Annotated in this window: 17 protein-coding genes and 1 pseudogene; 12 read left to right on the top strand and 6 right to left on the bottom strand. The window is 71.9% G+C overall.

Going from position 1 to position 22,537, the window contains the following annotated elements; translation table 11 throughout:
- The first annotated feature begins 320 nt into the window (after window positions 1-320).
- From N4P33_RS16545 to N4P33_RS16515, 7 genes are all read left to right on the top strand, one after another.
- Window positions 321-1,163 carry a nitrilase-related carbon-nitrogen hydrolase gene (locus N4P33_RS16545; RefSeq protein ID WP_260827383.1) on the top strand — a complete coding sequence of 281 codons (843 nt, stop codon included), beginning with the start codon at window positions 321-323 and terminating at the stop codon, window positions 1,161-1,163.
- On the top strand, window positions 1,160-2,446 hold the full coding sequence (locus N4P33_RS16540; RefSeq protein ID WP_260827382.1) for an aspartate aminotransferase family protein: 1,287 nt from the start codon (window positions 1,160-1,162) through the stop codon (window positions 2,444-2,446). Before N4P33_RS16545 ends, N4P33_RS16540 begins: the two co-directional genes overlap by 4 nt.
- A 27-nt stretch (window positions 2,447-2,473) precedes the next feature.
- Window positions 2,474-4,048, top strand: a complete 1,575-nt coding sequence (locus N4P33_RS16535) for a PucR family transcriptional regulator (protein WP_260827381.1) — start codon at window positions 2,474-2,476, stop codon at window positions 4,046-4,048.
- 155 nt (window positions 4,049-4,203) lie between these two features.
- Complete coding sequence (locus N4P33_RS16530) at window positions 4,204-5,046, top strand: nitrilase-related carbon-nitrogen hydrolase (protein WP_260827380.1); 843 nt, start codon at window positions 4,204-4,206, stop codon at window positions 5,044-5,046.
- A 64-nt stretch (window positions 5,047-5,110) separates the two neighbouring features.
- Complete coding sequence (gene hydA / locus N4P33_RS16525; RefSeq protein ID WP_260827379.1) at window positions 5,111-6,496, top strand: dihydropyrimidinase; 1,386 nt, start codon at window positions 5,111-5,113, stop codon at window positions 6,494-6,496.
- Between the two features lie 11 nt (window positions 6,497-6,507).
- Window positions 6,508-7,509 carry a TIGR03842 family LLM class F420-dependent oxidoreductase gene (locus tag N4P33_RS16520; protein ID WP_260827378.1) on the top strand — a complete coding sequence of 334 codons (1,002 nt, stop codon included), beginning with the start codon at window positions 6,508-6,510 and terminating at the stop codon, window positions 7,507-7,509.
- A 50-nt stretch (window positions 7,510-7,559) separates the two neighbouring features.
- A complete protein-coding gene (locus N4P33_RS16515; RefSeq protein WP_260827377.1) occupies window positions 7,560-9,080 on the top strand; it encodes an NCS1 family nucleobase:cation symporter-1 in 1,521 nt (506 codons plus the stop codon).
- Between the two features lie 40 nt (window positions 9,081-9,120).
- On the opposite strand, the gene N4P33_RS16510 is transcribed toward N4P33_RS16515, so the two are convergent.
- The 3 genes from N4P33_RS16510 to N4P33_RS16500 form a co-directional block, all read right to left on the bottom strand.
- Window positions 9,121-9,954 carry a CAP domain-containing protein gene (locus tag N4P33_RS16510; protein ID WP_260827376.1) on the bottom strand — a complete coding sequence of 278 codons (834 nt, stop codon included), beginning with the start codon at window positions 9,952-9,954 and terminating at the stop codon, window positions 9,121-9,123.
- A 358-nt stretch (window positions 9,955-10,312) separates the two neighbouring features.
- Entirely contained in the window at window positions 10,313-10,975 is a 663-nt protein-coding gene (locus N4P33_RS16505; RefSeq protein ID WP_260827375.1) for a hypothetical protein, read from the bottom strand.
- A gap of 162 nt (window positions 10,976-11,137) precedes the next feature.
- Window positions 11,138-11,953, bottom strand: a complete 816-nt coding sequence (locus N4P33_RS16500) for an SAM-dependent methyltransferase (protein WP_260827374.1) — start codon at window positions 11,951-11,953, stop codon at window positions 11,138-11,140.
- Window positions 11,954-12,146: 193 nt separating this feature from the next.
- Here N4P33_RS16500 and N4P33_RS16495 point away from each other — a divergent pair, with 193 nt between their 5' ends.
- The 4 genes from N4P33_RS16495 to N4P33_RS16480 all read left to right on the top strand — a co-directional run bounded on the left by N4P33_RS16495 (window position 12,147) and on the right by N4P33_RS16480 (window position 17,103).
- Window positions 12,147-14,030 carry a gamma-glutamyltransferase family protein gene (locus N4P33_RS16495; protein WP_260827373.1) on the top strand — a complete coding sequence of 628 codons (1,884 nt, stop codon included), beginning with the start codon at window positions 12,147-12,149 and terminating at the stop codon, window positions 14,028-14,030.
- Window positions 14,031-14,139: 109 nt separating this feature from the next.
- A complete protein-coding gene (locus N4P33_RS16490; protein ID WP_260827372.1) occupies window positions 14,140-14,985 on the top strand; it encodes an inositol monophosphatase family protein in 846 nt (281 codons plus the stop codon).
- A gap of 117 nt (window positions 14,986-15,102) precedes the next feature.
- Window positions 15,103-16,512: an NAD(P)/FAD-dependent oxidoreductase gene (locus tag N4P33_RS16485; protein ID WP_260827371.1), complete on the top strand. Its 1,410-nt coding sequence runs from the start codon at window positions 15,103-15,105 to the stop codon at window positions 16,510-16,512.
- Window positions 16,513-16,593: 81 nt separating this feature from the next.
- Window positions 16,594-17,103 carry an O-acetyl-ADP-ribose deacetylase gene (locus N4P33_RS16480; RefSeq protein WP_260827370.1) on the top strand — a complete coding sequence of 170 codons (510 nt, stop codon included), beginning with the start codon at window positions 16,594-16,596 and terminating at the stop codon, window positions 17,101-17,103.
- Between the two features lie 19 nt (window positions 17,104-17,122).
- Here the strand turns inward: N4P33_RS16480 and meaB are convergent, their stop codons facing one another.
- From meaB to N4P33_RS16465, 3 genes are read right to left on the bottom strand one after another with little or no spacing between them, the layout of a single operon-like run.
- Window positions 17,123-18,100, bottom strand: a complete 978-nt coding sequence (gene meaB / locus N4P33_RS16475; RefSeq protein WP_260827369.1) for a methylmalonyl Co-A mutase-associated GTPase MeaB — start codon at window positions 18,098-18,100, stop codon at window positions 17,123-17,125.
- The gene (gene scpA, locus N4P33_RS16470) at window positions 18,097-20,271 is read right to left on the bottom strand and encodes a methylmalonyl-CoA mutase (RefSeq protein WP_260827368.1); all 2,175 of its coding nucleotides are present in this window, start codon (window positions 20,269-20,271) and stop codon (window positions 18,097-18,099) included. The genes meaB and scpA overlap by 4 nt, the downstream gene beginning before the upstream one ends.
- Window positions 20,271-22,079 (bottom strand): methylmalonyl-CoA mutase subunit beta, encoded by a 1,809-nt coding sequence (locus tag N4P33_RS16465; RefSeq protein WP_260827367.1) that lies wholly within the window; start codon window positions 22,077-22,079, stop codon window positions 20,271-20,273. Before N4P33_RS16465 ends, scpA begins: the two co-directional genes overlap by 1 nt.
- A gap of 154 nt (window positions 22,080-22,233) precedes the next feature.
- Between N4P33_RS16465 and N4P33_RS16460 the strand changes: the two are divergent.
- Window positions 22,234-22,537 (top strand): annotated as a pseudogene (locus N4P33_RS16460) (hypothetical protein); the annotation flags it as partial.

Here is a 22,537-nt window from a genome sequence, read left to right as displayed (position 1 = left end):
TCGACGCCTACGTCCGCGCCCGCACCCCGGAGGAGGCCGCGCGCAGCGCCGCCGTCGACCCCGGCCGGCTCGTCCCGCTGCTGCTCGCCGCCGCCCGGGGCGTCTCCGACGAGCGCTACTGGGACCTCCTGCACGCCCTGAGGGTCGCCGGAACCACCGCCTGACCCCGGTCCTGCTCACCCACAGGAGTGCGAAACACGATCGACTCCGCGGGTTGACGACGATGGTCTTGGCAAGGCCGTCCGAGAGGCTTACGTTCGTCCCTCTACGACCGTTTCTACGGGCGTAGAGGCGCTGACGTCGCGTCGAAGGAGCAGCTCATGGCCAACGTCGTACGTGCCGCTCTGGTCCAGGCCACCTGGACCGGCGACACCGAGTCCATGCTGGCGAAACACGAGGAGCACGCCCGCGAGGCGGCCCGGCGGGGCGCGAAGATCATCGGGTTCCAGGAAGTCTTCAACAGCCCGTACTTCTGCCAGGTCGAGGAGCCCGAGCACTACCGCTGGGCCGAGCCGGTGCCCGACGGGCCCACCGTCCGCCGTATGCGGGCCCTGGCGCGCGAGACCGGCATGGTCGTCGTCGCGCCGGTGTTCGAGATCGAGCAGCCGGGCTTCTACTACAACACCGCAGCCGTGATCGACGCCGACGGCACCTACCTCGGCAAGTACCGCAAGCACCACATCCCGCAGCTCAAGGGCTTCCGCGAGAAGTACTACTTCAAGCCCGGCAACCTCGGCTGGCCCGTCTTCGACACCGCCGCCGGCAAGGTCGGCGTCTACATCTGCTACGACCGGCACTTCCCCGAGGGCTGGCGGCAACTCGGCCTGAACGGCGCCCGGCTGGTGTACAACCCGTCCGCCACGCACCGCAGCCTGTCGTCCCACCTGTGGCGGCTCGAGCAGCCGGCCGCCGCCGTTGCCAACGGCTACTTCATCGCCGCGATCAACCGCGTCGGCCAGGAGGAATACGGCGACAACGACTTCTACGGCACGTCGTACTTCGTCGACCCGCGCGGCCAGTTCGTCGGCGACGTCGCCAGCGACACCAAGGAGGAACTCGTCGTCCGCGACCTGGACTTCGACCTCATCGAGGAAGTGCGGCAGACGTGGGCCTTCTACCGCGACCGCCGCCCCGACGCCTACGAAGGGCTGGTGCAGCCGTGACCGACGACCTGCTGGGCCGCCACCGCGCGGTGCTCCCCGACTGGCTCGCCCTCTACTACGAGGAGCCCATCGAGATCACCCACGGCGAGGGACGCCACGTCTGGGACTCCCGCGGCAACCGCTACCTCGACTTCTTCGGCGGCATCCTCACCACCATGACCGCCCACGCCCTGCCCGAGATCACCAAGGCGGTCGCCGAGCAGGCCGGGCGGATCCTCCACTCCTCCACCCTCTACCTCAACCGGCCGATGGTGGAACTCGCCGAGCGCATCGCCCAGTTGAGCGGCATCCCCAACGCCCGCGTCTTCTTCACCACCTCCGGCACCGAGGCCAACGACACCGCCCTGCTGCTCGCCACCGCCTACCGGCGCAGCAACACGATCCTGGCGATGCGCAACAGCTACCACGGCCGCTCCTTCAGCGCCGTCGGCATCACCGGCAACCGCGGCTGGTCCCCGACCTCCCTGTCCCCGCTGCAGACCCTGTACGTCCACGGCGGCGTCCGCACCCGCGGCCCGTACGCCGCGCTCGACGACTACGACTTCGTCGCGGCCTGCGTGGACGACCTCAAGGACCTCCTCGGCCACACCCGCCCCCCGGCCGCGCTGATCGCCGAGCCGATCCAGGGCGTCGGCGGCTTCACCTCACCCCCCGACGGCCTGTACGCGGCCTTCCGCGAGGTCCTCCACGAGCGCGGCATCCTGTGGATCTCCGACGAGGTGCAGACCGGCTGGGGCCGCACCGGCGAGCACTTCTGGGGCTGGCAGGCCCACGCCCGCAGCGGCCCGCCCGACATGCTGACCTTCGCCAAGGGCATCGGCAACGGCATGTCCATCGGCGGCGTCGTGGCCCGCGCCGAGATCATGAACTGCCTGGACGCCAACAGCATCTCCACCTTCGGGGGCACCCAGATCACCATGGCCGCCGGCCTCGCCAACCTCACCTACCTCCTCGAACACGACCTCCAGGGCAACGCCCGCCGCGTCGGCGGCCTGCTCATCGAACGGCTGAGGGCCGTCGCCGCGCACGTCCCGGCCGTACGGGAGGTCCGGGGACGCGGACTGATGATCGGCATCGAACTGAGCAAGCCCGGCACCGACGAGGCCCACCCCGAAGCGGCCTCCGCCGTTCTGGAGGCGGCCCGCGAGGGCGGACTGCTCATCGGCAAGGGCGGCGGCCACGACACCAGCGCCCTGCGTATCGCCCCGCCGCTGTCCCTCAACGTCGCCGAGGCCGAGGAGGGCGCCGCGATCCTCGAGCAGGCGCTGAGGAGCATCCAGTAGCAGCACACCGATCAAGGGAACCCCGCCATGGCCACCGTCCCGCATCCCTGGGAAGCCCCGGCACCGGCACTGTCGGTCCGTCAGGTGCTCGCGCTGGAGCGGGTACTCGCCGGTGAGCCCGAGGTGGTGGCCGGCGCGCACCGCCTCGACCGGCCGGTGCGCTGGGTGCATGTCGCCGAGGCCGCCGACGTCGGCGTGATGCTCAGCGGCGGCGAGATGGTCCTCACCACCGGCGTGCTGCTCGCCGGGGACGAGGAGAAGCAGGCCGAGTACGTCCGCTCCCTGCACCGCGCGGAGGCCTCCGCCGTGGTCCTCGGACTCGGCCGCGCCTTCCCCACCCCGCCCGACGCGATGCGGCGCGTGGCCGAGCGCTGCGGACTGCCCCTCGTCGTCCTCCACCGGCCCTTCCCCTTCGCCCAGTTGACCGAGGAGGTCCAGTCGCGCCTGGTGCGCCGCAAGTTCGCCGCCGTCAGCCTCTCCGAGGCCGTCCGCACCGAACTCACCGCGCTGATCACCGCCGGCGCCCCGCTGCAGCGCCTCCTCGACGAGATCGCCCGGCACAGCGGCTGCCCCGTCGTCGTCACCAACCTCGCCCACCGCGTCCTCGGCACGGCGGGGGAGCGGCCCGCCGTGGACGACGTGCTGCGCGACTGGGAGCGCATCGCCCGCCAGGCCGGGGGCACCGAGGGCGACGGCTGGATCCGCGCCGAACTGGGCGGACGCGGCGAACGCTGGGGCCGGATCGTGCTGTGCGGCTACCGCGGCGACACCGCCACCGGCCGCCTCCTCGCCGACCGCGCCGCCGAGGCCCTCGTCCTGCACCGCATGCTCGGCGGCGGCGCCGGCTGCTCCTGGGAGGAACAGTCCGCCCAGAGCCTGCTCACCGACCTGATCAGCGGCGTCGTACCGGCCAGGCAACTGCTGCCCAGGGCCCGCGCCGCCGGACTCCCGGTGAACCGCCGCACCTTCGTACCCCTCGTGGTCCGCGGCCGCACCGCCCCACAACTGACCCGTGTCCTGCGCCTGCTGGGCCTGCCCGGACTCGCCGCCGAACTCGCCGACGCGGCGCAGGCCGTCCTGCTCTCCCTCGCCCGCGACCAGGACGCCGAGACGCTCACCGCGCACTTCGCGGCCCGGCTGCGCGCCGAGCCCGGCCCTGAACAGGTCGTCGTGGCCGCCGCGGACGCACGGACCGCCTTCGACGACGTACCCACCGGACTGCGCGAGGCCCGGCACGTGGCCGACGCGGTCGCCGGATCCGCCCCCGCCCTCACCCTGCCGCCCGTGGTCCGCCTCAAGGACGTGCACCTGCGCGGCCTGATCCGCCTGTTGCGGGACGACCCGCAGGTGCAGTCCTTCGCGGAACGCGAGCTGGACGGCCTGCTCTGCGAACCCGACGACGACCTGCTCTCCGTGCTGCGCACCTACCTCGCCACCGGCCGCAACAAGTCCCGCACCGCCCAGCTCCACCACGTCTCCCGCCCCGCCCTCTACCGCCGCCTGGAGGCGATACAGGCCCGGCTCGGCGTGGACCTCGACGACTTCGAACAGGCCGCCTCGGTCCACATCGCGCTCCTCGCGCACGACGCGCAACACCAGTGAAACCCGAAGCCACCTGCGACAACGGCGGTGAAACATGGGCCCGTTCAAGAGTGACACGGTGACACGCCAGGCCCCCGCAGACGTGACACGGTGTACCTCACCGCAGGCTCGCGCACTTCCTAGGCTCGCCGCACACCGAGCGACCGGAGGTCCCGATGAGCCGAGTGATCCGTGCCGCCGTCTTCCAGACCGCCTGGACCGGCGACAAGGAGTCGATGATCCAGGTCCACGAACAGGCGGCCCGCGACGCAGCCGCCCAGGGTGCTCAAGTCCTCTGCTTCCAGGAGCTGTTCTACGGCCCCTACTTCTGCCAGGTCCAGGACCCCGCCTTCTACGAGTACGCCGAACGCATCCCCGACGGCCCGATCGTCGAGCGCTTCCAGAGCCTCGCCCGCGAGCTGGGCATCGTCCTGGTGCTCCCGATGTACGAGGAGGAGCAGCCCGGCGTCCTCTACAACACCGCCGCCGTGATCGACGCCGACGGCTCCTACCTCGGCAAGTACCGCAAGACCCACATCCCGCAGGTGCGTGGCTTCTGGGAGAAGTTCTACTTCCGCCCCGGCAACAGCGGCTGGCCCGTCTTCGACACCGCCGCCGGCCGGATCGGCGTCTACATCTGCTACGACCGCCACTTCCCCGAGGGCTGGCGAGCCCTGGGCCTCGCGGGCGCCGAGATTGTCTTCAACCCCTCGGCCACCTCCCGCGGCCTCTCCGGCTACCTCTGGCAACTGGAACAGCCGGCGGCGGCCGTGGCCAACGAGTACTTCATCGGCGCGATCAACCGCGTCGGCGTCGAGGAGTACGGCGACAACGACTTCTACGGCACGAGCTACTTCGTCGACCCGGAGGCCCAGTTCGTGGGGGAGGTGGCCAGCGACAAGGAAACGGAGCTGGTCGTCCGCGACCTGGACCTGGCGAAACTCCGGGAGGTCCGCGACCGCTGGCAGTTCTACCGCGACCGTGCACCTGGAACCTACGGCCCGCTCACGGACCTTTAGGGGCGCGGGGAACTGCGCGACCAGCCACACACAACCCGCACGCACCCACATCGAGGAGCGACCGATGACCCGAACACTCATCCAAGGCGGCCTAGTCATCACAGCTTCCGACGAGATCCACGCCGACGTCCTCATCGAAGACGGCCGCATCGCCGCCCTCACAGCCCCCGGCATCCTCACGGCAGACCACACCATCGACGCCACCAACAAATACGTCATCCCGGGCGGAGTGGATGCCCACACCCACATGGAGCTCCCCTTCGGCGGCACCTTCGCCTCCGACACCTTCGAGACCGGCACCCGCGCAGCAGCCTGGGGCGGCACCACAACCATCGTCGACTTCGCCGTACAGACCGTCGGCCAGTCCCTCCGCTCCGGCCTCGACGCCTGGCACGCCAAGGCGGAAGGCAACTGCGCCATCGACTACGGCTTCCACATGATCGTCTCCGATGTGAACCAGGAGACGCTCAAGGAGATGGACCTCCTCGTCGAGGAAGGCGTCACCTCCTTCAAGCAGTTCATGGCCTACCCCGGCGTCTTCTACTCCGACGACGGCCAGATCCTGCGCGCCATGCAGCGCTCCGCCGAGAACGGCGGCCTGATCATGATGCACGCCGAGAACGGCATCGCCATCGACGTCCTCGTCGAACAGGCCCTCGCCCGCGGCGAGACCGACCCCCGCTACCACGGCGAGGTCCGCAAGGCCCTCCTCGAAGCCGAGGCCACCCACCGCGCCATCCGCCTCGCACAGGTCGCCGGCGCCCCCCTCTACGTCGTGCACGTCTCGGCGATGGAGGCGGTCGCCGAACTCGCCCGGGCCCGCGACGAGGGGCTGCCCGTCTTCGGCGAGACCTGCCCGCAGTACCTGTTCCTGTCCACCGACAACCTCGCCGAGCCGGACTTCGAGGGCGCCAAGTACGTCTGCTCGACACCCCTGCGCCCCAAGGAGCACCAGGCCAAGCTCTGGCAGGGCCTGCGCACCAACGACCTCCAGGTGGTCTCCACCGACCACTGCCCCTTCTGCTTCACCGGCCAGAAGGAACTCGGCCGCGGCGACTTCTCCAAGATCCCCAACGGTCTGCCGGGCGTGGAGAACCGTATGGACCTGCTCCACCAGGCCGTTCTCGACGGGCACATCTCCCGCCGCCGCTGGATCGAGATCGCCTGCGCGACCCCGGCCCGGATGTTCGGCCTGTACCCGAAGAAGGGCACGATCGCGCCGGGCGCCGACGCCGATGTCGTGATCTACGACCCGCACGCCGAGCAGGTGATGTCCGCCGAGACGCACCACATGAACGTCGACTACTCGGCCTACGAGGGCAAGCGGGTCACCGGCCGGGTCGAGACCGTGCTCTCGCGCGGCGTCCCCGTCATCACCGAGCGGGAGTACACCGGCCGCGCCGGGCACGGCGTCTACACCCCGCGGTCCACCTGTCAGTACCTGAACTAGGAGTGGCACCCATGGACTTCGGACTCGTCCTGCAGACCGACCCGCCGGCTTCCCGCGTCATCAGCCTGATGAAGCGCGCCGAACGCAACGGCTTCACCTACGGCTGGACCTTCGACTCCGCCGTGCTGTGGCAGGAGCCGTTCGTCATCTACAGCCAGATCCTCGCCAACACCACCAAGCTCAAGGTCGGCCCGATGGTCACCAACCCGGGCACCCGCACCTGGGAGGTGACCGCCTCCACCTTCGCCACCCTCAACGACATGTTCGGCAACCGCACCGTGTGCGGCATCGGCCGCGGCGACTCGGCGATGCGCGTCGCCGGACGCAAACCCAACACCCTGGCCCGCCTCGGCGAGGCGATCGACGTGATCCGGGACCTCGCCGAGGGCCGCGAGGCCGAGGTGGACGGGCAGCCGCTGCGGATCCCCTGGGTGCGCGACGGCAAGCTGCCGGTGTGGATGGCGGCGTACGGCCCGAAGGCGCTCGCCCTCGCCGGGCACAAGGCCGACGGCTTCATCCTCCAGCTCGCCGACCCGTACCTCACCGAGTGGATGGTGAAGGCGGTGCGCGACGCCGCCGCCGAGGCCGGACGCGACCCCGCCTCCGTCACCATCTGCGTCGCCGCCCCCGCCTACGTCGGCGACGACCTGGCCCACGCCCGTGAGCAGTGCCGCTGGTTCGGCGGCATGGTCGGCAACCATGTCGCCGATCTGGTGTCCCGCTACGGCGAGCACTCGGACATGGTGCCGGAGGCGCTGACGGCGTACATCAAGGGACGGCAGGGCTACGACTACAGCCACCACGGGCGGGCCGGGAACCCGTCCACGGACTTCGTGCCGGACGAGATCGTCGACCGGTTCTGCCTGCTCGGCCCCGCCGAGGCGCACATCGAGAAGCTGAAGGCGCTGCGCGAGCTGGGCGTCGACCAGTTCGCCGTCTACGACATGCACGACGCGCAGGAGACGACGATCGACGCGTACGGCGCGCAGATCATCCCGGCACTCAACCGCTGACCCCTTCCCCTCCGATCCCCGACCGGTACTCCCCGCCGAAGGGTACGCCCATGACCGCGACCGTCCCGCCCACGCCCTCCGACCCACCCATAGCCGACCCGGCGGGACGCGTCGAGCTCCCGCCCGGCGCCGTCCCCACCGACAGCCGCTTCGTCAACGAGGACCTGCTGCCCGTGCCGCTGGCCCGGCGCCGCTGGACGACGTACAACTTCGCCGCCCTGTGGGTGGGGATGGCGCACAACATCCCCTCCTGGCTGCTCGCCTCCGGTCTGGTCGCGCTCGGCATGGACTGGAAGCAGGCGGTGTTCACCATCGCGCTCGCCAACGTCATTGTGCTGGCGCCGATGCTGCTGACGGGGCACGCCGGGCCCAAGTACGGCATCCCGTTCCCGGTGATGGCACGGGCCTCGTTCGGGCTGCGCGGCGCCAACCTGCCGGCGATGATCCGGGCCGGGGTGGCGTGCGCCTGGTTCGGCATCCAGACGTGGATCGGCGGCCAGGGCATCTTCGTGCTGCTCGGCAAGATCTTCGGCGGCTGGGCCGAGGCGTCGCAGGTGGGCGGTCAGCCGTGGACGCTGTGGGTGTGCTTCGTGCTGTTCTGGGCGCTCGAACTGGCCATCATCTACCGGGGTATGGAGGCGCTGCGCCGGTTCGAGAACTGGGCGGCGCCGTTCGTGATCGTCGGCGCGCTGGTGCTGCTGGTGTGGATCGCGAACAAGGCCGGCGGTCTCGGCCCCCTGCTCGACCAGCCGTCGCAACTGGGCTGGGGCGCCGACTTCTGGCCGGTGTTCTTCCCGTCCCTGATGGGCATGATCGCCTTCTGGTCCACGCTGAGCCTGAACATCCCGGACTTCACGCGCTTCGGAGCGGGGCAGCGCGCCCAGGTCTGGGGGCAGACGCTCGGACTGCCCACCACGATGACGCTGTTCGCGCTGCTGTCCGTCTTCGTCACCTCGGGTTCGCAGGCGGTGTACGGCGTGGCGCTGTGGGACCCCGTGGCGCTCGCCGCCAAGACGGACAACGTCTTCGGGCTGCTCTTCGCCCTGGTGACCGTCCTGGTCGCGACGATCTCGGTGAACATCGCGGCGAACGTCGTCTCACCGGCGTACGACCTGGCGAACCTGGCGCCGCGGTACATCACCTTCCGCACGGGCGCCCTGATCACCGGTGTCGTGGGTGTGCTGATCATGCCGTGGAAGCTCACCGAGACGCCCGAGCTGTACATCTTCACCTGGCTCGGCCTGGTCGGCGGGCTGCTCGGCACCGTCGCCGGCATCCTCATCGCCGACTACTGGCTCGTCCGCCGCACCGTGCTGGACCTGCCGGGCCTGTACACGCCGGGCGGACGCTACTGGTACACGTCCGGCTGGAACCTGCGGGCCGTCGCCGCGTTCGTGATCGGCGGAGTGCTGGCGGTGGGCGGCTCCCACTCGGCGCCGGGCAAGGGGCCCTTCCCGGAGGACGGGCTCATCCCGTTCCTGAAGCCCCTGGCCGACTACGGCTGGGCGGTGGGCCTCGCCGCCTCGCTGGTGGTGTACGTGGCGCTGATGGCGGGCCGCAGGCGCGCCTGAGCGTGCCTGCGGCCCCCGTCGGTGACGGTCCGGTGCTGCCTCAGCGGGCCGTGCCGAAGTCCTGCGTCCAGTAATGGCCGGGCTGGGCGAGGCCGACGCCGATCTCCTTGAAGGAGCAGTTGAGGATGTTCTCCCGGTGGCCGGGGCTGTTCATCCAGCCCTGCATCACCTGCTCCGGCGTGGAGTAGCCGTAGGCGACGTTCTCGCCGTAGGAGCTCCAGCTGTAACCGGCGCGGGTGATGCGCTGGTCGGGGGAGGAGCCGTCCGAGCCGGTGTGCGACATGGTGCCGGTGGCCGCCATGTCCTCGCTGTGGTCCTGGGCGGCCTTGGTCAGCGCGGAGTTCACCTTCACCGCGGAGCAACCGGCCTTGCTGCGCTCGGTGTTGACCAGCTCCACGACCCGGGCGACGGCGCCGGAAGCGGTGGCGGAGGGCTTCGGGGCGCTCGGCGAGGCGGGGGCCGGGGAAGCGGGGGGCTTCGGGGCCGTGGTGGAGGGCTGGGCGGTGGCGGTCTTGGCGGGCTTCGGCGCCTGGGAGGTCTTGGCGGCCTCGGCCTTCGGCTTCTTCGCCTTCTTCGACGGCTTCCCGCTGTCGCCCTTCTTGGCCTCGCGGGACTTCGACGGGCTCGCGCTCGGCGACTCCGACGCGAGCGCCGTGGGCTCGCCGCCCTGCCGGCTGCTCCACTCGCGGTACCAGTTTGCGCCGTCCCACCTGTCATCGGAGGCGACCGTGCCGGCGGTGCGCTGGTGCCGGCCGTCCTCGTCGCCGGGCCAGTCGGTACAGGCCATGGCGACCGAGGGTATGGCTATGACGCCCATGGCGACCGCCGCGACGATCGGTCGCCGGTAGCGCTGCTGGTGGCGATGCTTTCCCATGCGTGACCTCACCCTTGATGTCCGGAGGCTGGCCATTCTTGGGACCCTCCGGCGCGCAGGGCAATGGGCGCAATTACTACTGGGCTTCGTAGACCCGCACGCCCCTTGCGGCGAGGACGCGAGCATGCCGACCCGTACGGGAGGGGCCCCCAGGGCGGCTGCTGTCACGTCAAAAGGCTTGCAGTCGCGAAGAGACGACGGCGAGGGTCGATGGATGAGCCCCCTGCTCGCCCCTGTCCGCCCCGCCCCGGGGGCAAGACGGACAAGTCCACTATGTCGACGTGGAGGCGTCTACTAATGGGCCCGCATAGATCGCCGGAAGCGTGTGACGGATGTCACGGAACCGCGGATTCCGGGGTCAGTCCCGACCGTTCTCCAGCGCCGCCACGGCCTCCTTGGCGGCCTTGATCGCGCCCTTGTTGATCTCGTCCGTGCTCGGCGCCTTCTTCGACTCGAAGTCGCTGCCGTTGTACGTGACGATCACCAGCGCGTTGGAGGCGCGGGCCAGGACCACGCCCTCCCGGGTCTGCTGCTTGTCCTCGGTGGTGAGGTTCACGACGGAGTACGCGGCGTCACCGAGCCCGGGGACCGCGCCTCCGCCGCTCTTCTCCTCCAGCCGCCCCTCGTACGACCGCTTCGCCGCGTCGTCCGACTCCATGACCTCGAAGGACACGTCGAGCCACCGGTACTCGTAGCCCTTGAGCGCGTTCCAGGAGCAGGTGCGGCGCAGCTTGGAGTCGGTGGACGGTATCTCCTTGCCGGACGTCTTGGCGCCGGGCACAAGGGACTTGACGGTCTTCTCGGCGATACCGGTGCACGGCGCGGGCGCGGCGGTGTAGGTCTTCGCCTCCTGCGTCGCCGACGGGGCGGACGCGGACTGCGTTCCCGTCCTCCCGGTCGGCTTCTCGGCGGCCTCCGGCGTGGCCGGCGGACCGGACGACAGGGCCCAGCCCGCCGCGGCGAGGACGACCACCGGGGACAGGCGCGCGGTCAGGGCGATCGGCAGAGGAAAGGAACGCACGGCGACTTCTCGTGGGTCGGGGCGGAAGTGTCCACACTGCGGACGGGACGCCAGTGTCACACGCTTCCCTGTGGGGCGGAAGGGCCCAACTCGCTGCGTACTCGCCCGGTGACGCAGACGGGCCCGCGCGTCAGTGAGAACGGGCTTGCTGACGTACCCGGGTCAGGGCTTGCGGGCCAGACCGCCGTGCTCGCCGATGGGTTGCGGGGCGGGGGAGCCGGGGTCGGGGCGCCAGAAGGGCACCGGGACGACGCCGGGCTCGACGAGCTCCAGGCCGTCGAAGTACGCCGTGATCTCCTCCACGGTGCGCAGGATGTACGGCGCGGCACCGCTGGCGTTGTAGGCGTCCTGCGCCTGCTCGAAGACCGGGTCGATGCCCCGCGAACCGTCGTTGACGGACAGATAGCTGCCGGAGGGCAGGGCCGCCATCAGGCGGGTGACGACGGAACGGGCCTGCTCGTAGTCGGGGATGTGCCCCAGGATGTTGCTGAGGATCAGCGCCGTGGGCCGGTCGAGGTCCAGCGTCCTCGCCGCCGCCTCCAGCACCCGCTCCGGGTCCCGCACATCCGCGTCGACGTAGGCCGTCGCGCCCTCCGGCGCGGAGTACAGCAGGGCGCGCGCGTGGGCCAGGACCATCGGGTCGTTGTCGACGTAGACGATCCGTGCCTCCGGTGCGATGCGCTGGGCGACCTCATGGGTGTTGTCGGCGGTCGGCAGCCCCGTACCGATGTCGAGGAACTGCCGGATCCCCGCCTCGGCCACCAGGTAGGTGATGTTGCGGCGCAGGAAGGCGCGGCTGCTGCGGGCGATGGTCACGATGCCGGGGAAGACGGCGGTGTAGGCGTCGCCGGCCTCCTCGTCGACGGGGTAGTTGTCCTTGCCGCCGAGCCAGTAGTTCCAGATCCGGGCCGAGTGGGGGACCGAGGTGTCGATCTTCTGCAGGGGGGCGGGGCCGGGCGGCGTCGCGGGGTCGCTCATGGATGCGGTCCGTCTCTCAGCGGGGAGGGTGATCCACGCCAACCTACGCCCAACAAGTCGGCCACGCACTCCAGTTCGCGGCGCTTGTCTGTCCGCGGCGCACGCCGCTCCGACGGCCTGGTGCTGTGTCCGTGCCGGACGCCGGAGTGATATGGATGGGGCCGGCCGACGTACCCGGACAGCGAGGTGAGGGATGCGGTTCACCAGCCGACCCACGCTCCAAGGAACCTTCGGCATGGTGTCCTCCACACACTGGCTGGCCTCCCAGTCGGCGATGGCGGTCCTGGAGGACGGGGGCAACGCCTACGACGCGGCCGTGGCGGGTGCCTTCGTGCTGCACGTCGTCGAACCGCACCTCAACGGCCCGGCGGGCGAGGTGCCGATCCTGCTCGCCCCCGCCGGCGGCGAGGTGCGGGTGCTGTGCGGGCAGGGCGTGGCGCCCGCCGGGGCGAGCGCCGCCCACTACCGGTCCCTCGGCCTCGAACTCGTCCCCGGCACCGGGCCGTTGGCCGCCGCCGTCCCCGGCGCCTTCGACGCCTGGATGCTCCTGCTGCGCGACCACGGCACCAAGTCCCTCGCCGACGTGCTGAAGTACGCCATCGGCTACGCCGAACACGGGCACCCTCCGGTGGAGAACGTCGGCGCGACCGTCGAGACGGTACGGCAGCTGTTCGAGACGGAGTGGACCTCGTCGGCCGAGGTGTATCTGCCCGGGGGACGGGCGCCGCGCCCCGGCACGCTGCTGCGCAACCCCGCCCTCGCCGCCACCTGGCAGCGGCTGCTCGCCGAGGTCGCCGGGGCGGGGGACCGGGAGGCGCAGATCGAGGCTGCGCGTGAGGTGTGGCGCACCGGCTTCATCGCCGACGCCCTGGTGCGGCAGGCCGCGCGGCCCACCCTGGACACCAGCGGCGAACACCGCACCGGCACGCTGACCGCCGCCGATCTCGCCGGCTGGTCCGCGACGTACGAGACGCCGGTGACGTACGACTGGGGCGGCTGGACGGTGTGCAAGGCCGGGCCCTGGAGCCAGGGCCCGGTGCTGCTCCAGCAACTCGCGCTGCTCCCGCCCGAACTGCCGCCGTACGGCTCCGCCGACTACCTGCACCTGCTGATCGAGGGCTGCAAGCTCGCCATGGCCGACCGGGAGGCCTGGTACGGGGACGCGGCCCAGGTGCCGCTCGACGACCTGCTCTCCGCCGAGTACAACACCGAGCGGCGCACCCGTGTCGGCCCGCGCGCCTCCCACGCGCTGCGGCCCGGGAGCCCCGGGGGGCGTGTGCCCCGGCTGCCTGACTACGCGCGCGTGGTGGCCCCCGATGCGCCGGGTCCTGGCCGCTTGGGTGTCGGGGAACCGACTTTCGCCAAGGGCCCGGCGTCGCCCGTCCCCGGGGAGCCGGAGGGCGCTGGGGATCCGGAGACGGCTGCGGAGCCGGGGACGGCCGGGGAGCCGGACGTGGCCGGGGACGGCACCACCCGTGGCGACACCTGCCATCTGGACGTCGTCGACCGCTGGGGCAACATGGTCGCCGCCACGCCCAGCGGCGGCTGGCTCCAGTCCAACCCCGTCGTCCCCGAACTCGGCTTCCCGCTCGGCACCCGGCTGCAGATGACGTGGCTGGAGGAGGGCCTGCCGAACACGCTCACACCGGGCCGCCGCCCCCGCACCACCCTCACCCCGTCCATCGCGCTGCGCGACGGGGAGCCGGTCATGGCGTTCGGGACACCCGGCGGCGACCAGCAGGACCAGTGGCAGCTGCACTTCTTCCTCGCCGTCGCCCTGCGCGCACCGGTGCGCGGCGGCCTTGACCTCCAAGGCGCCGTCGACGCCCCGAACTGGCACAACGACAGCTTCCCCGGCTCCTTCTACCCGCGCGGCATGCGCCCCGGCAGCGTCACCGTCGAGTCCCGCACCGACCCGAAGGTGATCGAGCAGCTGCGGCGCCGGGGCCACGACGTGACCGTCGGCGGCGCCTGGTCCGAGGGCCGCCTGTGCGCGGTGGCCCGCGACCCGGCGACCGGCATCCTCTCGGCGGCGGCGAACCCGCGGGGCATGCAGGGCTACGCGGTCGGCCGGTGAGGCACCGCCCGTACCGCTCGCACCATACGCGCCTCCCCGTTCATGTCGATTCCGCCCGCCGTGCACCGGGCGGGCGGTGATTGTCAGAGCCGCGTGCTCTCATGGAGGCATGATCGAGGACAGCGGAACGATCGACGAGTTTCTCGCCCGGCACGCCGGTGACGTGGAGGAAGCCGTGCGCGAGGCGGCGGCACGGGAGATCATGCCGCGCTGGCGGCGGCTCGCCGAGCACGAGGTGGACCGCAAGAGCGGGCCGCACGACCTGGTGACCGACGCCGACCGCAAGGCCGAGCTGTATCTGACCAAGACGCTCGCCGCCCTGCTGCCCGGGTCGGTCGTGGTCGGCGAGGAGGCCGTGCACGCCAACCCGGCGTCGTACGAGGCGATACGCGGCGACGCGCCCGTGTGGATCGTCGACCCCGTCGACGGCACCCGGCCGTTCGTGCACGGCGACACCGGCTTCTGCACGCTGGTCGCCCTCGCCCGGGGCGGTGTCCTGCACGCGTCGTGGACGTACGCCCCCGCCCGCGACCAGCTCGCCACGGCCGTCCGGGGCCAGGGCGCCTTCCTCGACGGCGAGCGGCTGCACGCGGGGCCTCCGGAGGCGGGCCGTGCCCTGCGTGTGGCCACCTCCCACCCGGACTACACCACCGAGGAGCAGAAGCGCGCCCTGCTCGGCCTGTGGACCGAGGGCCTGGCACCCCGCTCCTGCGGCTCGGCGGGCCTCGAGTACCTGTCGATAGCCCGCGGCGACCTCGACGCCGTCGCGTTCTCGTGGGAGGCGGCCTGGGACCACGCGGCGGGGCTGCTGCTCGTCGAGGAGGCGGGCGGGGCGCACCTGACGCGCGCCGGTGAGCCGTTCCGCATCACCGGAGGCAACACCCTCCCGTTCACCGCCGCCCGCGACACCGCCACCGCCCGCCGCGTGGCGCGGCTGCTGTCCGACGGGGCCTGATCTCACCGACCGGGGCGGCCGGTTGCCGGATCACCCGTGACAGGGAGGCGTCAGCGGCCCGGCATATCCTGATCCCCAGTGGCCGCCGGCTGACAAAGGAGTCCGAAGGTGCCGTCGATGCTCGATGCGGTCGTCGTGGGAGCGGGGCCGAACGGACTGACCGCCGCCGTGGAGCTGGCCCGGCGCGGCTTCTCGGTGGCGCTGTTCGAGGCCAAGGGCACCGTGGGCGGTGGCGCCCGCACCGAGGAGCTCACCCTGCCCGGCTTCCGCCACGACCCGTGCGCCGCCGCGCACCCCCTCGGCATCAACTCGCCCGCGTTCCGTGCCCTCCCGCTGGACCGCTACGGCCTCGAGTGGCTGCATCCGACGCTGCCCATGGCCCACCCCTTCCCGGACGGCACCGCCGCCGTGCTGTCCCGCTCGCCGGCCGAGACCGCCGCCTCCTTCGGCCCCCGTGACGCGGGCACCTACCGCCGCCTGGTGCAGCCCTTCCTGCCCCAGTGGGACACCCTGGCCCGCGACTTCATGTCCCTGCCGCTGACCGCGCTGCCCCGCGACCCGGTCACCCTCGCCCGCTTCGGACTCGCCGGACTGCCCCCCTCCACCTGGCTGCTGCGCCGCTTCCGCGACGAGAAGGCCAAGGCCCTCTTCGCGGGCCTCGTCGCCCATGTCATGGCCCCGCTCGGCGGCTTCGCGACCAGCACCGTCGGCCTGGTCTTCGCCCTCGCCGCGCACGCCCGCGGCTGGCCCGTCGCCCGCGGCGGCTCCCAGGCGATCTCCGACGCGCTCGCCGCGTATCTGAAGGACCTCGGCGGCAGCATCCACACCGACTACGAGGTCAAGCGCCTCGACGACCTGCCCCCGGCCCGCGCCTACGTCTTCGACACCTCACCCACCGCCCTCGCCCGCATCGCCGGCCTCGGCGACCTGTACGGCCGCTACCGGTACGGGCCCGGCGTCTTCAAGATCGACTACGCGCTGGACGGCCCCGTTCCGTGGACCGCCCCCGAGGCCCGGGTCGCGGGCACCGTGCAGATCGGCGCGAGCAGCGAGGAGATCGGCACCGCCCTGCGCGCCGCCTCCCGGGAGGGCCGCGCACCCGACGCGCCGTTCCTCATCACCGTGCAGCCCGGCGTCGCCGACCCCACCCGGGCGCCCGAGGGCAAGCAGGTCTTCTGGGCCTACGGTCACGTCCCGAACGGCTGGACCGGCGACCTCACCGACGCCATCGAACGCCAACTGGAGCGCTTCGCCCCGGGCTTCCGCGACCGCGTCCTGGCCCGCGCCACCGCCGGCCCACCCGAACTGGCCACCCGCAACGCCAACTACATCGGCGGCGACATCGCCACCGGCGCGGTCTCCGGCCTCCAGATCCTGCTGCGCCCCAAACTCTCCCTCTCCCCGTACACCACCCCCCACCCCGCCGTCTTCATCTGCTCCTCGGCCACCCCACCGGGCCCCGGCGTACACGGCATGTCGGGCCACAACGCTGCGAAGGCGGTCTGGCGCAGACTGCGCCAGACCTGACCGGTCACCGGCCGATACGAGCGGCTCAGCCCGCGCGCGTGCTCCCGCCCCGGTCGGCCGGACCTCCCTACGATGACGCCCATGACCACGATCACCCTCGTCCAGGGCGACATCACCCGCCAGAGCGTGGACGCCATCGTCAACGCGGCGAACTCTTCCCTCCTCGGCGGTGGAGGTGTCGACGGTGCCATCCATCGGCGCGGTGGGCCGGCCATTCTGGAGGAGTGCCGCAGGCTGCGCGCTTCTCAGTACGGCAAGGGGCTGCCCACCGGGCAGGCGGTTGCCACCACCGCCGGTGAGTTGGACGCCCGCTGGGTCATCCACACCGTCGGTCCGGTGCACAGCACCACGGAGGACCGTTCCGGTCTCCTCGCCTCCTGCTACCGCGAGTCCCTGCGCGTCGCCGACGAACTGGGTGCGAGGACCGTCGCGTTCCCGGCCATCTCCACCGGCGTCTACCGCTGGCCGATGGACGACGCGGCCCGGATCGCCGTGGAGACGGTACGGGCCGCGGACACGGCGGTCGAGGAGGTCAGGTTCGTGCTGTTCGACGAGCGGGCGTACGCCGCGTTCGCCGCGCAGCTCGACTGAGCTCCCGCGACATGAGGGCTCACCGGTCGGTGAACGCCTCCAGGATGCGCTCCGCCGCCAGTGTCGCCGTCAACTCCCCGCTTCTGACCCGCTGTTCGAGGTCCGGGGCGAGGGAGCGCACCGCGGGGTCGGCGTGCAGGCGGCCGAGGAGTTCGTCGTGGACCATGGACCAGGTCCAGTCGACCTGCTGGTCCCGGCGCTTGGCGGCGAGCCGCCCCGTGGAATCCAGCAGGGTGCGGTGCTGCTCCAGCCGCTCCCACACGGTGTCCAGGCCGGCCGACTCCCGCGCGCTGCAGCTCAGCACCGGCGGCGTCCAGGCCGCGTCCTTGCCGTGCATCAGCCGCAGGGCGCCCGCCAGTTCCCGGGCGGCCGCGCGGGCGTCGCGCTCGTGCGGGCCGTCCGCCTTGTTCACGGCGATCACGTCGGCCAGCTCCAGGACGCCCTTCTTGATGCCCTGCAGCTGGTCGCCGGTGCGGGCCAGGGTGAGCAGCAGGAAGGAGTCGACCATGTTCGCCACGGCCGTCTCCGACTGGCCCACGCCGACCGTCTCCACCAGCACCACGTCGTAGCCGGCCGCCTCCATCACCACGATCGACTCACGCGTGGCCTTGGCGACCCCGCCCAGCGTGCCCGCCGACGGCGACGGCCGCACGAACGCCGCCGGGTCGACGGCGAGGCGCTCCATGCGCGTCTTGTCGCCGAGGATCGAGCCGCCCGTGCGCCCCGAGGACGGGTCGACGGCGAGTACCGCGACCCGGTACCCGAGCGAGGTGAGCATCGTGCCGAACGCGTCGATGAACGTCGACTTGCCCACGCCCGGCACCCCGCTGACGCCGATCCGGCGCGCCCGCCCGCTGTGCGGCAGCAGCTCGGTGAGCAACTGCTGCGCCAGCGCCCGGTGCTGGGGACGGGTGGACTCGACGAGCGTGATCGCCCGCGCGACGATCGCCCGCTTGCCGTCGAGCACACCCTTCACATAGGCGTCGACGTCGATCACAGGGCGAGCCCCAGCTCGTCGCCGAGCCGCTTGACCAGGTCGTACGCCGCGTCCGGAATCACCGTCCCCGGCGGGAACACGGCCGCCGCACCCATCTCCAGCAACGTCGGCACGTCCTGCGGCGGGATCACCCCACCGACGACGATCATGATGTCCTCGCGGCCCTCCTCGGCCAGCTGCTCCTTCAGCGCCGGCACGAGGGTCAGGTGACCGGCGGCCAGCGAGGAGACGCCCACGATGTGCACGTCCGCCTCGACGGCCTGACGGGCGACCTCGGCCGGCGTCTGGAACAGCGGGCCGACGTCCACGTCGAACCCGAGGTCGGCGAACGCGGACGCGATCACCTTCTGGCCGCGGTCGTGGCCGTCCTGGCCCATCTTGGCGACCAGGATGCGCGGCCGGCGGCCCTCCGCCTCGGCGAACGCGTCCACCAGCGCCCGGGTGCGGTCCACGGACGGCGACTCCCCTGCCTCGTTGCGGTACACGCCGGAGATCGTACGGATCTGGCTCGCGTGCCGCCCGTACACCTTCTCCAGGGCGTCGGAGATCTCCCCGACCGTGGCCTTCGCGCGGGCCGCGTTCACCGCCAGCTCCAGCAGATTGCCCTCGCCGCCGGCCGCCCGGGTCAGCGCGTCCAGCGCGTCGCGGCACGCGGTCTCGTCGCGCTCGGCGCGCAGCCGGCGGAGCTTCTCGATCTGCTGGGCCCGCACGGAGGAGTTGTCGACCTTGAGGACGTCGATCTGCTCGTCGGACTCGACGCGGTACTTGTTGACGCCGATCACCGGCTGGCGCCCGGAGTCGATGCGGGCCTGGGTGCGGGCCGCGGCCTCCTCGATGCGCAGCTTGGGGATGCCGGCGTCGATCGCCTTGGCCATGCCGCCCGCGGCCTCGACCTCCTGGATGTGCTGCCACGCCTTGCGCGCGAGGTCGTACGTCAGCCGCTCGACGTAGGCGCTGCCGCCCCACGGGTCGATGACCCGGGTCGTGCCGGACTCCTGCTGGAGCAGCAGCTGGGTGTTGCGGGCGATGCGCGCGGAGAAGTCGGTGGGCAGCGCGAGCGCCTCGTCGAGGGCGTTGGTGTGCAGCGACTGCGTGTGGCCCTGCGTCGCCGCCATCGCCTCGACGCAGGTGCGCGTGACGTTGTTGAACACGTCCTGCGCGGTCAGCGACCAGCCCGAGGTCTGCGAATGGGTACGCAGCGACAGCGACTTGGCGTTCTTCGGGTCGAACTGCTTCACGAGCTTCGCCCACAGCAGGCGGGCCGCGCGCAGCTTGGCGACCTCCATGAAGAAGTTCATGCCGATCGCCCAGAAGAACGACAGCCGCGGCGCGAACGCGTCCACGTCCAGGCCCGCCTCCCGGCCCGCCCGGATGTACTCCACGCCGTCCGCGAGGGTGTACGCCAGCTCCAGGTCGGCCGTCGCGCCCGCCTCCTGGATGTGGTACCCGGAGATGGAGATGGAGTTGTAGCGGGGCATCCGCTGCGAGGTGTACGCGAAGATGTCGGAGATGATCCGCATCGACGGCTTCGGCGGATAGATGTAGGTGTTGCGGACCATGAACTCCTTGAGGATGTCGTTCTGGATGGTCCCCGCCAGCTTCTCGGGCGGTACGCCCTGTTCCTCCGCCGCCACGATGTACAGCGCCAGCACCGGCAGCACGGCACCGTTCATCGTCATCGACACGGTCATCTTGTCGAGGGGGATCCCGTCGAACAGCTGCCGCATGTCGTAGATCGAGTCGATCGCCACGCCCGCCATGCCGACGTCACCGGTCACCCGCGGGTGGTCGCTGTCGTAGCCGCGGTGGGTCGGCAGGTCGAAGGCGACCGACAGGCCCTTCTGCCCGGCGGCGAGATTGCGCCGGTAGAAGGCGTTGGACTCCTCGGCGGTGGAGAAGCCCGCGTACTGGCGGATCGTCCAGGGCTGGTTGACGTACATGGTCGGGTACGGGCCGCGCAGATACGGCGCGGCGCCCGGGTATGTCCCCAGGAAGTCCAGGCCCTCCAGGTCCTGCCCGGTGTAGAGCGGCTTGACCGGGATGCCCTCCGGGGTCTCCCACAGCAGGTCGTCACCGCCGGCCGCCTTCTTCACGGCCGTACGCCACTCGTCGGCGCCGCCGTCCGGGGCCGGCGTGCCCAGTTCGATCCCGGAGAAGTCGGGGATTCCCATCAGGACACTCCCATGCGGTCGAGGGCGGCGGACAGGACGGCGACCGCGTCACAGCCCGCGAAGACATACGCGTCGACCCCGGCGTACTCGCCGGGACGGCCCGCGAGGAACACGTGCGAGGCGCCCTGGGCCCTCAGCTCGGCGGCCACCGTCTCCGCCTGCTCCGCGTACAGCGCGTCGCTGGAGCACAGGCACGCCTCGGACGCGCCGCTCGCCTCGAAGGTCCCCTCCGTCACCGGCTCGATGCCGCCCGCCTGGAACAGGTTCGAGGCGAAGGTGAGGCGCGCGGTGTGCGCGGCGGCCGGGCCGAGCGCGGCCAGGTAGATCCGCGGCCGGGACCCGGTGGCGGCGAGGTGGGCGTCGGAGCGGGCGCGCAGCGCCTCGAACTCCTCGTCGCGGCGCACCACCGGCAGCCCGCCGGACGGCGGCTCGGGCGCGGGATCGCGCACCACCGGCTTCTCGGCGAGGAACGGGAACTCGCTGACGCCGGTGATCGGTTCACGGCGCTTGGCCAGCTTCGCCCGGCGGACCGCCCAGGTCTCGGCGAGCCGTTCCTTGATCGTCCCGGAGCGCAGGGCGGCGGCCTGTCCGCCCGCGCCCTCGATCTCCTGGAAGAACTTCCAGCCGGCATGGGCGAGTTCGTCGGTCAGCCGCTCCACGTACCAGGAGCCGCCCGCCGGGTCGATGACGCGGGTGAGGTGCGACTCCTCGACGAGGATCGTCGCGGTGTTGCGGGCGATCCGGCGCGCGAACGCGTCCGGCAGCCCGAGGGCGTGGTCGAAGGGGAGCACGGTGACGGAGTCGGCGCCGCCGACTCCGGCGGCGAGCGTGGCGATCGTGGTGCGCAGCATGTTCACCCACGGGTCGCGGCGCGTCATCATCACCGGCGAGGTCACCGCGTGCTGCGCCTGCGCTCCGGCGGCGGGCGCCCCCGACACCTCGGCCACCCGCGCCCACAGGCGCCGGGCGGCGCGCAGCTTGGCGATCGTCAGGAACTGGTCGGCGGTCGCCGCGTACCGGAACTCCAGCTGCCCCAGGGCCTGTTCGACGGTCAGCCCCGCCTCGGTCAGCTCCCGCAGATACGCCACCCCGGTCGCCAGCGAGCAGCCCAGCTCCTGCGCGGCCGAGCCGCCGGCCTCGTGGTACGGCAGCGCGTCCACGGTGAGCGCGCGCAGCCCCGGGTACTCCTCGGCGCACCGCCGCGCGAGCGCGGTCATCGGCGCGGTGTCGTACGTCTGCCCGGTGCGGGCCTCGTACCCCAGCGGGTCCGCGCCCAGGTTGCCGCGCGCCGCGTCCTTGGCGACGCCCCGCTCCTGGTACAGCCGCAGCAGCTCCCGCGCGGCGGTCTCGGTCTCCGGGCCCGCGTCGAGCACGACCGGCGCCAGATCCAGGTAGACGCCCTCCAGGACCCCGGCGAGCGAGGGCACCGGAATGCCGTCCTCGCCGACGGTCAGCCACAGGGAGGTGACGCCGTTCTCCAGGTCCGCCAGCACCGCCGCGCCGTCGGCCGCCGTATGGCGCTGCCGTACGTCCCAGCCGGCCACGGTGTTCCCCTCGGCGCGGCTGCCGCGCACAAAGGGGGCGAACCCGGGCAGACCCGGCTCGGGAGCGGTGTCGCGCGCGGTGTAGAGGGGACGGGTCCGCAACCCGTCCTCCAGCGCGGTGGTCAGGGCTTCCTCGGCCGCGTCCCCCTCGACGTCCTTGCCCGCCTTGCGCAGGACACCCGCCACAAGGCGCTGCCACTGCTCGTGGGTCACGTCGGGGAATTCGGCGGCCAGTTCGAGCCCGTCGTCAGGCAGGACCGTCATGCTCGGATGGTAGGTCAGCCGCCCAAAGGAGCTGCAGAGGAAACGGCTGTGACCTTGACCTCTTCGTGCTTGTGACCTGACTCTCCGTCCTTCGACGAGGCCCCGCGGGTCTGGGATGCCGCCGTGCGGCAGACGACGGCGGAACGGTACGCACATGACGGACACGGCACCCTGGAACGGCATCCCCGACCTCGGCCCGTACTTCGCCCTGACCTACGGCGAGCGGCCCGACCCGGAGGGCTTCCGGCCCCTGACCGTGCTGTACACCGGCCCCGCACCGCTCGACGCCCGCGTCCGGACGGTAGCCCGGCGGATGGGCGCCGGCGAGGCGCGGGTGGCCGCCTCCACCTTCCAGCTCGGCACGGCCTCCCGGCTCTGGTCGGTCGCGCTCGCCTCGGCCGCGTTCACCGGAGCCGTCCCCGACCTCGACCCGGCGCGCCTGTGGTGGCGCCCGGCCG

The sequence above is a fragment of the Streptomyces sp. 15-116A genome (genome assembly GCF_025290915.1).
In the GTDB taxonomy this organism is placed as follows: domain Bacteria; phylum Actinomycetota; class Actinomycetes; order Streptomycetales; family Streptomycetaceae; genus Streptomyces.
This window is presented reverse-complemented; position numbering and strand designations above follow the sequence as displayed.

Excerpts from the sequence above, each read along its gene's own strand:
- N4P33_RS16545 (WP_260827383.1), top strand. The coding sequence starts at position 321 with ATGGCCAACGTCGTACGTGCCGCTCTGGTCCAGGCCACCTGGACCGGC.
- N4P33_RS16535 (WP_260827381.1), top strand. The coding sequence starts at position 2,474 with ATGGCCACCGTCCCGCATCCCTGGGAAGCCCCGGCACCGGCACTGTCG.
- N4P33_RS16530 (WP_260827380.1), top strand. The coding sequence starts at position 4,204 with ATGAGCCGAGTGATCCGTGCCGCCGTCTTCCAGACCGCCTGGACCGGC.
- hydA (WP_260827379.1), top strand. The coding sequence starts at position 5,111 with ATGACCCGAACACTCATCCAAGGCGGCCTAGTCATCACAGCTTCCGAC.
- N4P33_RS16520 (WP_260827378.1), top strand. The coding sequence starts at position 6,508 with ATGGACTTCGGACTCGTCCTGCAGACCGACCCGCCGGCTTCCCGCGTC.
- N4P33_RS16515 (WP_260827377.1), top strand. The coding sequence starts at position 7,560 with ATGACCGCGACCGTCCCGCCCACGCCCTCCGACCCACCCATAGCCGAC.
- N4P33_RS16510 (WP_260827376.1), bottom strand. The coding sequence starts at position 9,954 with ATGGGAAAGCATCGCCACCAGCAGCGCTACCGGCGACCGATCGTCGCG.
- N4P33_RS16500 (WP_260827374.1), bottom strand. The coding sequence starts at position 11,953 with ATGAGCGACCCCGCGACGCCGCCCGGCCCCGCCCCCCTGCAGAAGATC.
- N4P33_RS16495 (WP_260827373.1), top strand. The coding sequence starts at position 12,147 with ATGCGGTTCACCAGCCGACCCACGCTCCAAGGAACCTTCGGCATGGTG.
- N4P33_RS16490 (WP_260827372.1), top strand. The coding sequence starts at position 14,140 with ATGATCGAGGACAGCGGAACGATCGACGAGTTTCTCGCCCGGCACGCC.
- N4P33_RS16485 (WP_260827371.1), top strand. The coding sequence starts at position 15,103 with ATGCTCGATGCGGTCGTCGTGGGAGCGGGGCCGAACGGACTGACCGCC.
- N4P33_RS16480 (WP_260827370.1), top strand. The coding sequence starts at position 16,594 with ATGACCACGATCACCCTCGTCCAGGGCGACATCACCCGCCAGAGCGTG.
- scpA (WP_260827368.1), bottom strand. The coding sequence starts at position 20,271 with ATGGGAATCCCCGACTTCTCCGGGATCGAACTGGGCACGCCGGCCCCG.
- N4P33_RS16465 (WP_260827367.1), bottom strand. The coding sequence starts at position 22,079 with ATGACGGTCCTGCCTGACGACGGGCTCGAACTGGCCGCCGAATTCCCC.